The sequence below is a fragment of the Serratia sp. CY76391 genome (genome assembly GCF_052166695.1).
GTDB lineage: Bacteria > Pseudomonadota > Gammaproteobacteria > Enterobacterales > Enterobacteriaceae > Serratia > Serratia nematodiphila.
This window is the reverse complement of the sequence record NZ_JBJNOJ010000002.1, coordinates 36,022-50,214: the sequence shown is the minus strand read 5'-3', so window position 1 is coordinate 50,214 and position 14,193 is coordinate 36,022. Positions and strand designations below refer to the sequence as shown.

Annotated in this window: 11 protein-coding genes; 6 read left to right on the top strand and 5 right to left on the bottom strand. The window is 64.4% G+C overall.

Annotation, left to right across the window (positions count from 1 at the left end; translation table 11 throughout):
* Nucleotides 1-72 precede the first annotated feature (72 nt).
* Nucleotides 73-954 carry a LysR family transcriptional regulator gene (locus tag ACJ8PN_RS07460; protein WP_004940783.1) on the top strand — a complete coding sequence of 294 codons (882 nt, stop codon included), beginning with the start codon at nt 73-75 and terminating at the stop codon, nt 952-954.
* Nucleotides 955-960: 6 nt separating this feature from the next.
* On the opposite strand, the gene ACJ8PN_RS07455 is transcribed toward ACJ8PN_RS07460, so the two are convergent.
* The 4 genes from ACJ8PN_RS07455 to ACJ8PN_RS07440 all read right to left on the bottom strand — a co-directional run bounded on the left by ACJ8PN_RS07455 (nt 961) and on the right by ACJ8PN_RS07440 (nt 6,752).
* Nucleotides 961-4,533 carry a molybdopterin cofactor-binding domain-containing protein gene (locus ACJ8PN_RS07455; protein ID WP_442534774.1) on the bottom strand — a complete coding sequence of 1,191 codons (3,573 nt, stop codon included), beginning with the start codon at nt 4,531-4,533 and terminating at the stop codon, nt 961-963.
* On the bottom strand, nt 4,526-5,068 hold the full coding sequence (locus ACJ8PN_RS07450; RefSeq protein WP_049278394.1) for a (2Fe-2S)-binding protein: 543 nt from the start codon (nt 5,066-5,068) through the stop codon (nt 4,526-4,528). The genes ACJ8PN_RS07455 and ACJ8PN_RS07450 overlap by 8 nt, the downstream gene beginning before the upstream one ends.
* 85 nt (nt 5,069-5,153) lie before the next feature.
* Nucleotides 5,154-5,627, bottom strand: coding sequence for a MarR family winged helix-turn-helix transcriptional regulator (locus tag ACJ8PN_RS07445; protein ID WP_004938613.1), 474 nt, complete (start codon nt 5,625-5,627; stop codon nt 5,154-5,156).
* Between the two features lie 66 nt (nt 5,628-5,693).
* Nucleotides 5,694-6,752, bottom strand: a complete 1,059-nt coding sequence (locus ACJ8PN_RS07440) for a 2,5-dihydroxypyridine 5,6-dioxygenase (protein WP_015377796.1) — start codon at nt 6,750-6,752, stop codon at nt 5,694-5,696.
* Nucleotides 6,753-7,078: 326 nt separating this feature from the next.
* Here ACJ8PN_RS07440 and ACJ8PN_RS07435 point away from each other — a divergent pair, with 326 nt between their 5' ends.
* The 5 genes from ACJ8PN_RS07435 to ACJ8PN_RS07415 all read left to right on the top strand — a co-directional run bounded on the left by ACJ8PN_RS07435 (nt 7,079) and on the right by ACJ8PN_RS07415 (nt 11,881).
* Nucleotides 7,079-8,230 carry an FAD-dependent monooxygenase gene (locus tag ACJ8PN_RS07435; protein ID WP_033633118.1) on the top strand — a complete coding sequence of 384 codons (1,152 nt, stop codon included), beginning with the start codon at nt 7,079-7,081 and terminating at the stop codon, nt 8,228-8,230.
* Nucleotides 8,227-9,021 (top strand): alpha/beta fold hydrolase, encoded by a 795-nt coding sequence (locus tag ACJ8PN_RS07430; protein WP_351107890.1) that lies wholly within the window; start codon nt 8,227-8,229, stop codon nt 9,019-9,021. Before ACJ8PN_RS07435 ends, ACJ8PN_RS07430 begins: the two co-directional genes overlap by 4 nt.
* Before the next feature lie 15 nt (nt 9,022-9,036).
* A complete protein-coding gene (locus ACJ8PN_RS07425) occupies nt 9,037-9,789 on the top strand; it encodes a maleate cis-trans isomerase family protein (RefSeq protein WP_015377793.1) in 753 nt (250 codons plus the stop codon).
* 9 nt (nt 9,790-9,798) lie between these two features.
* Complete coding sequence (locus ACJ8PN_RS07420) at nt 9,799-10,428, top strand: N-carbamoylsarcosine amidohydrolase (RefSeq protein WP_015377792.1); 630 nt, start codon at nt 9,799-9,801, stop codon at nt 10,426-10,428.
* Nucleotides 10,429-10,570: 142 nt separating this feature from the next.
* A complete protein-coding gene (locus tag ACJ8PN_RS07415; protein WP_004938595.1) occupies nt 10,571-11,881 on the top strand; it encodes an MFS transporter in 1,311 nt (436 codons plus the stop codon).
* A gap of 72 nt (nt 11,882-11,953) precedes the next feature.
* Here ACJ8PN_RS07415 and dcp read toward each other — a convergent pair whose 3' ends face one another.
* A complete protein-coding gene (gene dcp, locus ACJ8PN_RS07410; RefSeq protein WP_351107887.1) occupies nt 11,954-14,155 on the bottom strand; it encodes a peptidyl-dipeptidase Dcp in 2,202 nt (733 codons plus the stop codon).
* Between the last annotated feature and the right edge of the window lie 38 nt (nt 14,156-14,193).

The following is a 14,193-nucleotide window of genomic DNA, read 5'->3' as shown; positions in this document are numbered from 1 at the left end:
TGGCCAGCGCCGCGCCGCGGCACAATGCGGCAATGACAGAGCCTGCCTGCGGCAAAGACAGAGGGAAAACGCATGCATTTTGACTTTATCGATCTGCGGCTGTTGGCGGCGGTGCTCGAGACCGGCAGCATCACCGCCGGCGCCGAGCGCGTCGGGCTGTCGCTGGCCGCCGCCAGCGCCCGCATGCGCGGGCTGGAGCAACAGGCCGGCGTAGCGCTGCTGACGCGCAATCCGCGCGGCGTCCAGGCGACGCCCGCCGGTGAGCGCCTGTTGCATCACGCGCGAGTGCTATTGCAGCAGCGCGACCGGCTGCGCGGTGATATGGCCGAGTTCGCGCCGGGCCAGCGCAGCCAGCTGCGCATCGTCGCCAATACCGTCGCCGCCGACGCCTTTTTGCCGGAGCTGTTGGCGGATTTTCTGATGCTGCACCCGCACACCGATATCGCGCTGGAAGAGCTGCCCAGCCCGGCCATCGCGCAGGCAATCGCCGAACGAGCGGCGGATATCGGCATCGTCGCGGATCACGCCGATCTGCGCGGGCTGACAAGTTACCCTTTTCGCCAGGATCGTCTGGTGCTGGCGCTGCCGCCGGGGCATGCGCTCAGCGGCCGCCGGCAGGTCAGCTTTGCGGACGCCCTGCCTTTTGATTTCATCGGCCTGCCGGAAGAGAGCGCGCTGCAACAGCATCTTGAGCAATTGGCGATACGCAGCGGCGGCCCGATGCGGCTGCGGGCGCGTGCCGCTCATTTCGACGCCATCTGCCGCATGGTGCTGCGCGGCGCCGGGCTGGCGGTGGTGCCGGAAGAGAGCGCACAACGCCAGCCGGAAATTCGGCACAGCGCACTGCCGCTGACGGACGATTGGGCGACCCGGCGCCTGTCGATCGCGGTGCGTGACCCGGCGCAGTTGCCGCTGCCGGCGCAGCGGCTGGTGGCGTTCCTGCGCCATGCCTGAGGCGGCTCAGTGCGTGCCCGGCTCTGCGCGCAGCCGCGCAACCTGCGCCTCCACGTCGCGCCAGGCCGGTTTGTCGCCGGCATAGCGTTGGCGTAAATAATTCACCAGCGCCGTTACCTGCCGATCGGAAAAACTGTCCTTAAAGCCCGGCATAAAGCCCAATTCGGCGGTGGCCGGTTTGGGGATCCCTTGCAGGATCACCTTGATCAGGTTATCGGGGCGATCGCTGAAGATGTTGGTGTTATTGGCCAGATCCGGGCTGACGCCGAACAGCTGCGGCCCGCCGGCGGCGGCGCTGTGGCAGGCCTGGCAAGCGCCCTGAAACAACCGCTCACCGGCAAGTTGCCCCACCGCCGGCAATGCGCGAGCCGCCAACTGCGCCTGCGGTTCCACGTTCAGCGTCGACTTGGCGCTCAGCGACATCACATAATTGGCCATCGCCCGCAGATCGCTCTGCGGCAACGTCGCCAGCTCGCTCACCACCGGCCCCATCGGCCCGGCCGCCACGCCGTGCTCGGCGGAATGCCCGCTGCGGAAATACTGAAACAGCTGTTCCTCGGTCCAGGGTTTGTCCGCGTTGGCCAATTGATTCAGCGCCGGCGCTTCCCACCCGTCCACCATCCCCCCCGCCAGGAAAGCCACGCCGCCCTTTTCCGCCCCCAGCAGGTTGCGCGGCGAATGGCAGGCGGCGCAATGGCCAAGCCCGTTGACCAGATAAGCGCCGCGGTTCCATTGCGCGCTTTGTTGCGGATCGGGTTGATATTCCCCCTGGCGCAGGAACAGCGCGTTCCAGCCGGCCATCAGCGGCCGCAGGTTAAACGGGAAACGCATCTGATTGGCCGGGTTGCTCTGGCGCACCGCCGGTTGCGACATCAGATAAGCGTACAGCGCCTGCATGTCGCCGTCGGTCATTTTGCTGAAGGCGGTGTAAGGAAATGCCGGATAGAGGTGGCGGCCGTCGCGGGCGATACCCTGGCGCATCGCCCGATCGAACGCGGTAAACGACCAGTTGCCGATACCGGTTGCCACGTCCGGGGTAATATTGGTGCTGTAGAGCGTGCCGAACGGCGTCGCCATCGCCAGCCCGCCGGCGTTGGTCGCCCCTTCCGATGCAGTATGGCAAACCGCGCAGTCTCCGGCGGCGGCCAGCTGACGGCCGCGCTCCAGCGTGGCGGCCGACCAGGTGCCGGCGCCGGGCGTCGCCACCGGCGCGATCTCCGCCCGCCACGGCAAGGCGCTGCCGGCGATGCCCAGCACGGCGCCGAACAGCCCCGCCGCGCCGCCGAACCACCATTTGCCACGCTTCTTTTTCTTGGGCGGCGCGGCCTGCCGTTCGGCATCCGGCCCGTTCAGCGCCTCACGCAGCTTGTCCGAGGTGATCGGCAGCTCGCGAAAACGAATGCCGGTGGCGTCGAACACCGCGTTGGCGATGGCCGCCGCGCTGGGCACCGACGCCGACTCCCCGGCGCCCAGCGGCGGATCGTAAGGGCGCGGCATCATCACCACGTCCACCTCCGGCACCTCCGGGAAGGTCAGGATCGGGTAGGCCCCCCATTCTTTGGCGGAGACCGTCGATTCCTCAAAGGTCACGCGCTCTTTCAATACCCGGCTGGTCGATTGCAATACATTGCCGTGAATTTGGTGGCGCACGCCGTCCGGGTTAACCATCATGCCCGCGTCGTGGCCGACCACGATGCGCGTCACCGCCACTTCGCCGCTGGCTTTGTCGATCGCCACGTCGGCCACCCAGGCGGCCCAGGCCGCGCCAAAGCCGGGAAACTTGCTGTGGATGTAACGGGCATAGGCAAAGCCGCGCCCGCGCAGCACGCCGTCTTCCGCCGGGGTCTGCATCGGTTCGGTATGCGGCGTCCAGCCGGCGCGTTCTGCAGTGCTGCGCATCAGTTCACTGGCGCGTTCATCATTGATGTAGCGCAGCCGATACTCCAGCGGATCGACGCCGGCGGCGTGGGCCAGCTCATCGATATAAGACTCGTGGGCGAAGGTGTTGGGCAAGGCGGAAACGCCGCGCATCCAGGAGGCACGCACGATCGGCGCCATGTCCTCGATGCTGACGCGCAGCGCCGGATACTCATAAGGCGGCACCGAAGTGCGATCGCCCATTTCATAGGCCACCGGCAGCGGCTCGACCCGGCCGGTCAGCAGCAGCGCCAGCGTCGGCGCGCCGTTGGAAGGATAATAGGTGCGAAAATCGTAGGCGACCGGGTGCCCGGCGGCGTCCAGCCCGCCGTCCACCTCCATCAGTTGCGCCGTGCCCTTCGGTTCCCACACATGCTCTTGCTCGCGGGTCAGCTGCACCCGCACCGGCCTGCCCACCGCGCGCGACAGCAGCGCCGCGTCGGCGCAGACGTCATCGGCGCAATTGCGGCCATAGCAGCCGGCCGCCTCCATGCGAACGATCTCGATCTGCGCTTCCGGGTACTCCAGCAGCCAGGCCAGATCGGCGCGCAGCAGGTGCGGGTTCTGGCTGCCTGACCAGACCTGCAGACGCTCCGGTCGGTAGTCCGCCAGCGCGCAGGAAGGGCCAATCGAGGCATGAAGCTGATACGGCCACAGGTAGCTGCGGGTGAAACGCCTGTCGGCCGCCGCCAGCGCCGCGTCCACGTCGCCGGTATCGTGCACCACCCGGGTCGAATGCGGGTTGTCGCGCAGCGCCTGCGCCACGTCGGTCATCTGCGGCAAATTGCGCCGCCAGTCTTTCCAACTGACCTGCAGCGCCTGCGCCGCCTTGACCGCCTGCTCTTCGCGCTCGGCGACAATGCCGATGAAATCGCCGATCACCACCAGTTTGACGATGCCGGGAATATGCGCGATCGAGGTTTCGTCCACCGCCAGCAGGCTGGTGCCGACAAATTCGCCGCTGTCGTACCCGGCATAGGGCGGCCGCACTACCCGGCCGTGCAGCATATTCGGCAACCGCATATCGTGTACGTAAGTGGTTTCGCCGGTCGCCTTGGCCGGAATATCGACGCGCGCGGCGCTGGTGCCCACCAGACGGTATTCCGCCTGCGGTTTCAGCGGCGCGTCGCCGGAAATCGACAGCTCGACATGACCGCCGGCCACCAATTCGGCGTAGCTGAGCGCCTGCCCCTGCGGGCTGCGGATCACGCCCTCCTCCAGCGTCAGCCGTTCCACCGGCGCATCGAAACGTTGCGCCGCCTGGCGCAGCAGCCAACGGCGCGCTTCGGCGGCGGCGTTGCGCAGCGGCACGGCGGCGATCTGCAGCGTGGCGCTGGCGATGGTGGCGCCCTGATTCGGCGTGCGCTCGGTATCGCCCAACACCATTTGCACCTGATCCATGCGCAGGTACAACTCTTCGGCGACAATCTGGCCGAGCGCGGTGCGCACGCCGGTGCCGAGATCGACATGGCCGTTAAAGGCATAGATTTCACCGCTGCCGCACAGGGCGATAAACAGCCCTTGCTCCTTGGGCTTCAGCACCGGCGCTTGCCCCTTGGGCACCAGCCCCGGCGGCGGTTGCACGCTGTCGACGATCAGCAGCACGCCGTCGCGCTGCAGCAATTCGGCCTGGCTCGGCGATGGGGTACGGGAATCAGTCATGATCGTGGGCGTCCTCATCGCGGCAGAGAATGATGGCGCGCTGAACCGCACGCAAGATTTCAAGATGGGTGCCGCAGCGGCACAGATTGCCGGACAGCGCCTGACGGATCTCCGCCTCACTCGGGGCGGGATTGCGATCCAACAGGGCTTTGGTGGTCATGATCATGCCATTGAGACAGTAGCCGCATTGCGCCGCCTGCTCTTCAATAAAGGCGCGCTGCACCGGATGCGGGCGCTGGCGAGTGCCGAGACCTTCCAGGGTCACGATCGCCCGGCCGGACACGCCGAGGGCCGGGATCACGCAGGAGCGCGCCGCCACGCCGTCGATCAGCACGGTGCACGCGCCGCATTCGCCCAGGCCGCAGCCGTATTTTGGGCCGTTGAGCGCCAGATCGTTGCGCAGTACCAGCAAGAGCGGCGTATCCGCCATCACCTGCGCATGAAACTGTTCGCCGTTCACCGACAGCATCAGCGGATGCTCCGTCAGCGTGGTTTTCGCGCCTTCCCTGGGCGATTGCACTTCAGATATCGCCATTGTCTGCGTCTCCGCCTGCACTTGATGGTCTTATGGGCTGGCCTCTCGCCACCGACCACCAGGCAACCGACGTTGCGCGGGCGAATCAGCCGGTGGCAGGGTCTTCCAGCATTTTATTCAGCAGGAATATCAGCGCTATCCGTTCGGCCGGGTTCAGCGTGCCGAACGTCAATTCTGTGATTTTCGCCGCCTGCGGCACCGTTTCCGCCAGCAGCGCGCCGCCGGCGTCGGTCAGGCCGACCACCACCTTGCGCCGATCCACCGGATCCGGCGTCACCGTGATCAGATCGCGCGCCTTCAGCCGCTCGACGATGCCGCGGATGGTGGCTTGATCCACCGCCGTCACCTGCACCAGCTCGGTCAGCGAGCTCGGCCCCATATCGCGCACCGCGCACAGGGTGATGAACTGCACCGCCGTCAGCTGCGAATCGCCGACGTTTTGCTGGAAAATCGCCACGTGGCGCTGATAAACCTTGCGCAGCAGGTGCCCGACTTGCTCGGTAAAATGATAATTTTCGGGTTGGCCGCTCACGGCTGACGGGTATTCGGGGGGCGTCATTGCGTTACTCTCACCATCTATGGAATCCACGAGAATAGTACAAACCCCCGCCGTTGGCAGCAACGATTACGCCCGGCGCACGCGCGACGCCTCCGGCGCCACCACTTCCCCGTCCGCCACCACCGTTTGCCCATCGAGACGAATGTCGCAGCGGCGCAGCGCGATGTCCATATGGCAAGGCGTTTTGCGCGTGCCGCCCACTTCGGTATTCGGCCCGGTGGAGAACAGGAAGTTGCCGTAGAACGCACGTGCGTCCATGCACATGCCGTCGTTCTTGTCGTGCAGGCCCATCGCCGTCCACTGGGCGCGAGGCTGCAAACCCCAGCCGATGTGCGAGATGCCGTACACTTCCGGATCGTCGAAGTATTTCATGTATTCGCGCAGGTATTCCGCCTCAAAACCGCCGTGAATGCGGGTGACGAACCCTTGTTCGATCTCCAGCGTGATGCGTTCGCGCGCATAGCTTTTGAACGGCAGCAAGATATCGCCAACCTCCAGCACCAACACGCCCTCCGCCTGCTCCTCATTCGGCCAGGTGAACAGGAAACCGCTCGGCCAGTGATCCCAGCGCCCCGGCTCATCGGCATAGCCGTACTCGGTCACCGTCGGATATTGCCCGAGCGGCGCGCGGAAATCGCTGCCGGCGGCGGAGGTCACCTGCATCAGCTTCGCCTGCTCCAGCACGGCGGCGGCGGCCAGCACCCGCGCTTTGTCCTCCGCGTTGGGCAACATGCGCGCCAGCACCTCCGGCGGCTCCACCGCCAGCAGGATGCGGGTGCCGGTTTTCAGGATCTGTTCCTGCTCCGGCGAATGCAGCAGCATCATGGTATCGACGATCAGGTCGGCGGCCTCCAGCGCACGCTGCGCCGCCAGGTTGCCGGTCAGCGCGGTATCGCCGCAATAGGCGGTCATGTCGTTGCCCATCGCCCGCGGATGGTTGAACGCCGGCAGTTCGACGGCATACACCCTGGCGCCCAGCCGCAGCGCCGCGTCGGTCGCGGCGCGCACCGTGCGCGCATCGGAATAATGGCTTTTCAAAATCGCCACGCTCTGCGAAGCATCGACCTTCGACAGCGTAAGCACCTGCTCGAACAGCTGTACCAACTGGGTTTCATTGACCGCCATGGCCTGTCTCCTGTCACGTCAAGGGTATCCGACGCCCGCAAGGCGGCGGTTATTTTTCAAACAATTTAAAGTGAACACACTCATTTTATCTAAGTCAAAAAAGGAAGAGAAAGCAAGCCACAGATGGCCATCATAAGAAAGTCCTATTTCATGCCTTATCAATCCTGTGATTAACATGAGTTTAACAGTGATGCGCTGTCAATTAGCGTGAGCAAGATCTGATTTAACACTTTTGCAACTTTGCGTTATCTAGTGCATACACTATAAATCAATCGTCCAGCCACGCGTTGGGCCTACGCTGAAAAAAGCCAACAGACAGGGGAAACATGATGAGCAAACAACCACGCATCGCCGTCGTCGGCGCCGGGCTGGGGGGCGCCGCCGCCGCCGGGCTGCTGCAAAAAGCCGGCTTTACCGTCGATCTGTATGAGCAGAGCCCGGCGTTCTCGCGCCTCGGCGCCGGCATTCACATGGGGCCGAACGTGCTGAAGATTTTCCGCCGTCTCGGTATTGAGCAACGGTTGGAGCAGATGGCGTCTCATCCCGATTTCTGGTTCAGCCGCGACGCCGAAAGCGGCGACTACCTGTCGCGCATCGAACTGGGCGCCTTCGCCCGCCAGGAGTACGGCGCCGCCTATGTGACGGTGCACCGCGGCGATTTGCAGGCGTTGCAGCTCTCCGCGCTGCAGCCCGGCACCCTGCACTTCGGCAAATGCCTGAGCAAGATTGAAGATCGCGGTGACGAGGTGGTGCTGAACTTCGTCGATGGCACCTCGGCCCACGCTGATATCGTGATCGGCGCCGACGGCATCAACTCGCGCATCCGCGAGCATCTGCTGGGCGCCGAAGCGCCGACCTACAGCGGCTGGGTGGCCCACCGCGCGCTGATCCGCGGCGAGAAGCTGGCGAAATACAACCTGACGTTCGAAGACTGCGTGAAGTGGTGGTCGGCGGATCGCCATCTGATGGTCTACTACACCACCCAACGGCGCGACGAATATTACTACGTCAGCGGCGTGCCGCACCCGGCCTGGGATTTCCAGGGCAGCTTCATCGACAGCAGCCGCGAAGAGATGTTCGAGACCTTCGCCGGCTACCATCCGATCGTGCAGGCGCTGATCGAATCCAGCGAACAGGTCACCAAATGGCCATTGCTGAACCGCAAACCGCTGCCGTTGTGGAGCGAAGGCCGTCTGGTGCTGCTCGGCGATGCCTGCCACCCAATGAAACCGCACATGGCGCAGGGCGCGGCGATGGCGATCGAAGACGCCGCCATGCTGACCCGCTGCCTGCAGGAAACCGGCCTCGGCGACTACCGCACCGCCTTCCAGCTGTATGAAGCCAACCGCAAGGAGCGCGCCTCCAGGGTGCAGGCGGTGTCCAACGCCAACACCTTCCTGCGCACCCAGGAAGATCCGGCCTGGGTTTACGGCTATGACCTGTACGCGCAAGCGCTGAAATCGGAGAACGCCGCATGAGCACCTTCCTCTACGGCGCCCACGTTCACGCCAACAACATTCGCCAGCACTATCTGCGCTACGGCGGCCACGGCCCGGCGCTGATCCTGGTGCCCGGCATCACCAGCCCGGCGATCACCTGGGGCTTCGTCGCCGAGCGGCTGGGGGAAAAATACGACGTCTACGTGCTCGACGTGCGCGGCCGCGGTTTGTCGTCCAGCGGCCCGGAACTGGCTTATGACGCAGAGACCTGCGCACAGGACGTCAACGCCTTCACCGCCGCGCTGAACCTGGACAGTTACGCCCTGCTCGGCCATTCGATGGGCGCCCGCTTCGCCCTGCGCGCCGCCGCTTTGCGGCCCGCCGGCGTGCGGCGGCTGGTGCTGGTCGATCCGCCGGTTTCCGGCCCCGGCCGCCGCGCCTATCCCGGCCAATGGCCGTGGTACGCCGACTCCATCCGGCAGTCGCTGCCGGGCATGAGCGCCGAGCAGATGCGCGCCTTTTGCCCAACCTGGAGCGAAGAACAGCGCCAGCTGCGCGCCGAGTGGCTGCACACCTGCTACGAGCCGGCTATCCAACGCGCCTACGACGATTTTCATCAGGTGGACAGCCACCGCGACTACCCGCAGCTGACCATGCCGACGCTGCTGATGGCCGCGGGCAAAGGCGGCGTCATTCAGCCCGAAGACCGGGCGGAGATCCGCGCGCTGCAGCCGGAGATCGCCATCGTCGAGGTCGAGAACGCCGGACACATGATCCCGTGGGACGATTTCGACGGCTTCTTCCGCGCCCTGGGCGATTTTCTGGATTAACTGAGGAACACCGACATGAGCAACCACTACCGCATCGGCCAGATCGTACCCAGCTCCAACACCACGATGGAAACCGAGATCCCGGCGATGCTGGGCGCGCGCCAGCTGATACGCCCGGAGCGTTTCACCTTTCACTCCAGCCGCATGCGCATGAAACACGTCAATAAAGAAGAATTGGCGGCGATGGACGCCGAGTCCGATCGCTGTGCGCTGGAGCTGTCCGACGCGCGGGTCGACGTGCTCGGCTACGCCTGCCTGGTGGCCATCATGGCGATGGGGCTGGGCTACCACCGCGAATCGCAGGCCCGGCTGGCGCAGGTGACGAAAGACAATCAGGCCGCCGCGCCGGTTATCAGCAGCGCGGGCGCGCTGGTCAACGGCCTGAAGGTGATCGGCGCCAAACGCATCGCGCTGGTGGCGCCCTACATGAAACCGCTGACCCAGCTGGTGGTGGACTACATCCAGCACGAAGGCATCGAGGTCAAGGTATGGCGCGCGCTGGAGATCCCGGACAACCTCGAAGTCGGCAGGCACGATCCGGCCAGGCTGCCGGGGATCGTCGCCGAGATGGATTTACGCGAGGTCGATGCTATCGTGCTGTCCGCCTGCGTGCAGATGCCTTCGCTGCCGGCCGTCCCGACGGTGGAGGCCCAAACCGGCAAACCGGTGATCACCGCCGCCATCGCCACCACTTACGCGATGCTGACCGCGCTGGAGCTGGAGCCGATCGTCCCCGGCGCCGGCGCCCTGCTGTCCGGCGCCTATTGAGGAGGCAGAATGAACGACACCCTCAGCGACAACTATCGCGGCGTCTGGGGCCAGCGCATCGGCTTCGGCCGGCGCCCGGCGCTGCTGGCGATCGACTTTATGCAGGCCTACACCACCGAAGGCGCGCCGCTGTTCGCGCCGGGCGTAGTAAGCGCAGTCGAGGAAAGCCGCGAGCTGCTGGCCTGCGCGCGCCGAACGGGAATTCCGGTGATCCACACCCACATCCGCTATCATGCAGGCCATTTTGCCGATGGCGGCCTGTGGGTCAAGAAAGCGCCGGTGATGAAGGACATGGTGGAAGGCAACCCGCTGGCGGCGTTCTGCCCGCCGGTGGCGCCGCTGGGCGATGAGGTAGTGCTGAGCAAGCAATACGCCAGCGCCTTCTTCGGCACCGCGCTGGCGCCGCTGCTGGTGGCGCAAGGGATCGACACGCTGCTGATGATCGGCTGCTCCACCAGCGGCTGCATCCGCGCCAGCGCGGTGGACGCGGTGCAGCACGGCTTTCGCGCCATGGTGGTGCGCGAGTGCGTCGGCGATCGTCACCCCGGCCCGCACGAAGCCAACCTGTTCGACATCGACAGCAAGTACGGCGACGTAGTGCACAAACGGGAGGCGCTCGACTATCTGAACCGGTTATGAATCAACGATTCACCTGCAACGACAATAACGAAGGCGCAGACAGCGCCTCAGGCGACCGCCCGAAACAGGGCGGCGTCCATGCAACGCAAACACAACAGGCGCCTCCTGCGGAGGCCAACACGCACCACCTGGAGACAACATCATGGCCATTGTCGACACCCCGCTGGCGGGGAAAGCGGACGCAGAATCGCTGCTGCTGTACCGCAAAATCACCTGGAAACTGATCCCGTTTCTTTGCCTGTGTTATCTGGCGGCCTACCTCGATCGCATCAACGTCGGGCTGGCCAAGCTGCAGATGGCCGACGCGCTGCAGCTGAGCGAAGCGGCCTTCGGCCTGGGCGCCGGGCTGTTCTTCGTCGGCTATATTCTGTTCGAGGTGCCGAGCAACCTGATCCTGCAGCGCGTCGGCGCCAAGATGTGGATCGCCCGCATCATGATCACCTGGGGGCTGCTGTCCACCGCCACCATGTTCGTCACCACGCCGACGCAGTTCTACGTCATCCGCTTTCTGCTCGGCGTGGCAGAGGCCGGTTTCCTGCCCGGCGTGCTCTTTTACCTGACGCTGTGGTTCCCGACCTATCGCCGCGGCCGCATCATCGCGCTGTTCATGATCGGCCTGCCGCTCTCCAGCGTGATCGGCGGGCCGCTCTCCGGCTGGATCATGGGCCATTTCGACATGCGCCACGGGCTGCACGGCTGGCAGTGGCTGTTTTTGCTGGAGGGCATTCCCAGCGTGCTGTTGGGCGTGCTGACCTTCTGGCTGTTGCCTAATACCTACCAGCAGGCCAAGTGGCTGACGCCCGAGGAAAAACAGCGCATCGCCGACGATTTGGCGCGTGACGACGCCGAGGCCGATCACGGCAAGCACAGCTTCCGCGACGGCTTCTTCAACCTGAAAGTGTGGATGCTCGGCGGCATCGACTTCGCCATTCTGCTCAGCGCCTACGCCATGGGCTTTTGGATGCCGACCTTCATCAAAACCGCCGGCGTCACCGACATCACCACTATCGGCTACCTGACGGCGATCCCCAGCGTCGCCGCCCTGCTCGGCATGCTGCTGATCGGCAGCAGTTCGGATCGGCTGCGCGAACGGCGCTGGCACATCATCGTGCCGTTTATCGTCGGCGCGTTGGCGATGGCCGGCAGCACCTTCTTTACCCACAACGCGCTGGCTACGGTGCTGCTGTTCTCCATCGCCCAGGCGGCGATCATCGGCGCGGTGCCGGTGTTCTTCAGCCTGCCGGCCACCTTCCTGCGCGGCACGGCGGCGGCGACCGGCTTCGCGCTGGCCTGTTCGTTGGCCAACATCGCCGGGCTGGTGAGCAATTCGCTGATGGGGCTGGCGCTGGATCTGACCGGCAAGAGCGGCGGCGCGCTCTGGGCCTTCGCCGGCTGCCTGCTGCTCAGCTCGCTGCTGGTGGTGGCCCTGCCGGCCAAGGTGGTGAACCGCTGACTTTCGGCCAAGCCAAAAAAGACGAAGGGCGCATAACGCGCCCTTTTGTTTGCTTACCGGGAATGGCCGTACTTACTCGTCCTTCAGCCCGCGGTTGATCAGCATCGGTTCGATGCTCGGCTCTTTGCCGCGCCAGTCGATGTACAGCTTCTCCAGATCCTGGCTGTTGCCGCGCGACAGGATCATGTCGCGGAAGCGCTGGCCGTTTTCGGCGGTCAGGCCCCCGTGTTCGGCGAACCACTGGAAGGCGTCGTCCGCCAGCATTTCTGTCCACAGATAGGCGTAGTAGCCCGCGGCGTAGCCGTTGCCCCAGATATGCTGGAAGTAGCTGGAGCGGTAGCGCGGCGGCACATAGCTGAGATCCACCTTGTCTTTTTGCAGCGACTCGGCCTCGAACTTGTCCACGTCCTGCTGCGGCTGATCGGCGGTCAGCATATGCCAGTGCATGTCCAGCAGCGCGGCGGACAGCAGCTCGGTCATGCTGTAGCCCTTGTTGAACTTGTCGGCCTTCTTGATCTTGTCGACCAGTTCCTGCGGCATCGCCTCGCCGGTCTGGTAGTGCTTGGCGAAATGGCTGAACACTTTCGGATCGCTGACCCAGTGCTCGTTGAACTGCGACGGGAATTCGACGAAGTCGCGCGCGGTGTTGGTGCCCGACAGGCTCGGGTACTCCTGATCGGCGAACATGCCGTGCAGCGCATGGCCGAACTCGTGGAACATGGTGATCACGTCGTCATACGACAGCAGCGCCGGCTGCCCCGGCGCCGGTTTGGTGAAGTTGGCGACGTTGTAGATCACCGGCCTGGTGCCGTTGAGCTTCGACTGATCGACGAAGTTGCTCATCCAGGCGCCGCCGCCCTTGTTGTCGCGCTTGAAGTAATCGGTATAGAACAGCGCCAGCGATTTACCGTCCTTGTCGAACACTTCATACACCTTGACGTCCGGCTGATACACCGGGATATCCTTGCGCTCTTTGAAGCTGATGCCGTACAGCAGGTTGGCGGCGTAGAACACGCCGTTGTTCAGCACATTGTTCAGCTCGAAGTAAGGTTTGATCTGCGATTCGTCCAGATCGTACTTGGCCTTGCGCACCTGTTCGGCGTAGAACTGCCAGTCCCAGGCCTGCACCTTGAAGTCGCCTTTCTGCTGATCGATCACCGCCTGTATGTCTTTGGCTTCACGCTCGGCGCGCGCGGTGGCCGCCGGCACGATGTTGCGCATAAAGCTCAGCGCGGCATCCGGCGTCTTGGCCATCTGGTTCTGCAGCTTCCAGGCGGCGTAGTTCGGGTAGCCCAGCAGTTTGGCCTGCTCGGCGCGCACCTTGGCCAGACGCGAAATGGTCTGACGGGTATCGTTGCTGTCGCCCTTCTCCGCACGCGTCCAGGAGGCGTCGAACAGCGCTTTGCGGGTGTCGCGATCTTTCAGGCTCTGCAGCAGCGGCTGTTGCGTGGTGTTCTGCAGCACCAACAGCCACTGTTTCTCCAGCTTGCGTTCGGCGGCCGCCTGCGCAGCCGCAGCCAGCTCACCTTCGGACAGACCGTCCAGCTTCGCCTGGTCGGTTATCGCCAGCGCGCCGTTTTTGCTCGCCGCCAGCAGTTTGTTGGTGAACTGGGTGCTCAGCGTCGCCGCTTCCTGGTTCAGCGCCTTCAGCTTGGCCTTGTCGGCGTCCGACAGGTTGGCGCCCGCCAGCTCGAAGTTCTTGTAGGTCACTTCCACCAGCCGGCGCGATTCCGGATCCAGCTTCAGCGCATCGCGATCTTGATAAATGGCCTTGATGCGCGCGAACAGCTTGCCGTTGAGCATGATGTCGTCGTTCAGCGCCGCCAGCTTCGGCGAGGTCTCTTCATCCAGCTTCTGCAGCGCATCGCTGGTGTTGGCCGAGGTCATGGCGCCGAACACATTCATCACCCGCGTCAGCAGCGAACCGGCCTGCTCCAGCGCCACGAAGGTATTTTTAAAGTTGGGCTTGGCCGGGTTGTTGGCGATCTTCTCCACCTCTTCCCGCTTTTGCGTGATGCCCGCCTCGATCGCCGGCGCGTAGTCGCTTTCCTTGATCAGGTTGAACGGCGGCGCCTGGAACGGCAGACGGCTTTGATAGAAGAACGGATTTTGGGTCTTTTGCTTGTCGTGCTGATTGGCTTCACCGGTCACGGTAGCCTCCTTCGCCTGGCCGCTGGGCAGCGCGCTATGGTCGGCGTGAGGTTGGGTTTCTGCTGCCTGTGCCTGCGCGCCCAGCGCCATGCCGATCGCCAGCACCAATGTGGATAAACGCATCAAATCGAAACTCCTCCATGTTCACGGAATAAGGTCTC

Bases quoted from the DNA above. Each gene is read 5' to 3' on its own strand.
- ACJ8PN_RS07460 (WP_004940783.1), top strand. From the start codon at position 73: ATGCATTTTGACTTTATCGATCTGCGGCTGTTGGCGGCGGTGCTCGAG.
- ACJ8PN_RS07455 (WP_442534774.1), bottom strand. From the start codon at position 4,533: ATGACTGATTCCCGTACCCCATCGCCGAGCCAGGCCGAATTGCTGCAG.
- ACJ8PN_RS07450 (WP_049278394.1), bottom strand. From the start codon at position 5,068: ATGGCGATATCTGAAGTGCAATCGCCCAGGGAAGGCGCGAAAACCACG.
- ACJ8PN_RS07445 (WP_004938613.1), bottom strand. From the start codon at position 5,627: ATGACGCCCCCCGAATACCCGTCAGCCGTGAGCGGCCAACCCGAAAAT.
- ACJ8PN_RS07440 (WP_015377796.1), bottom strand. From the start codon at position 6,752: ATGGCGGTCAATGAAACCCAGTTGGTACAGCTGTTCGAGCAGGTGCTT.
- ACJ8PN_RS07435 (WP_033633118.1), top strand. From the start codon at position 7,079: ATGATGAGCAAACAACCACGCATCGCCGTCGTCGGCGCCGGGCTGGGG.
- ACJ8PN_RS07430 (WP_351107890.1), top strand. From the start codon at position 8,227: ATGAGCACCTTCCTCTACGGCGCCCACGTTCACGCCAACAACATTCGC.
- ACJ8PN_RS07425 (WP_015377793.1), top strand. From the start codon at position 9,037: ATGAGCAACCACTACCGCATCGGCCAGATCGTACCCAGCTCCAACACC.
- ACJ8PN_RS07420 (WP_015377792.1), top strand. From the start codon at position 9,799: ATGAACGACACCCTCAGCGACAACTATCGCGGCGTCTGGGGCCAGCGC.
- ACJ8PN_RS07415 (WP_004938595.1), top strand. From the start codon at position 10,571: ATGGCCATTGTCGACACCCCGCTGGCGGGGAAAGCGGACGCAGAATCG.
- dcp (WP_351107887.1), bottom strand. From the start codon at position 14,155: ATGCGTTTATCCACATTGGTGCTGGCGATCGGCATGGCGCTGGGCGCG.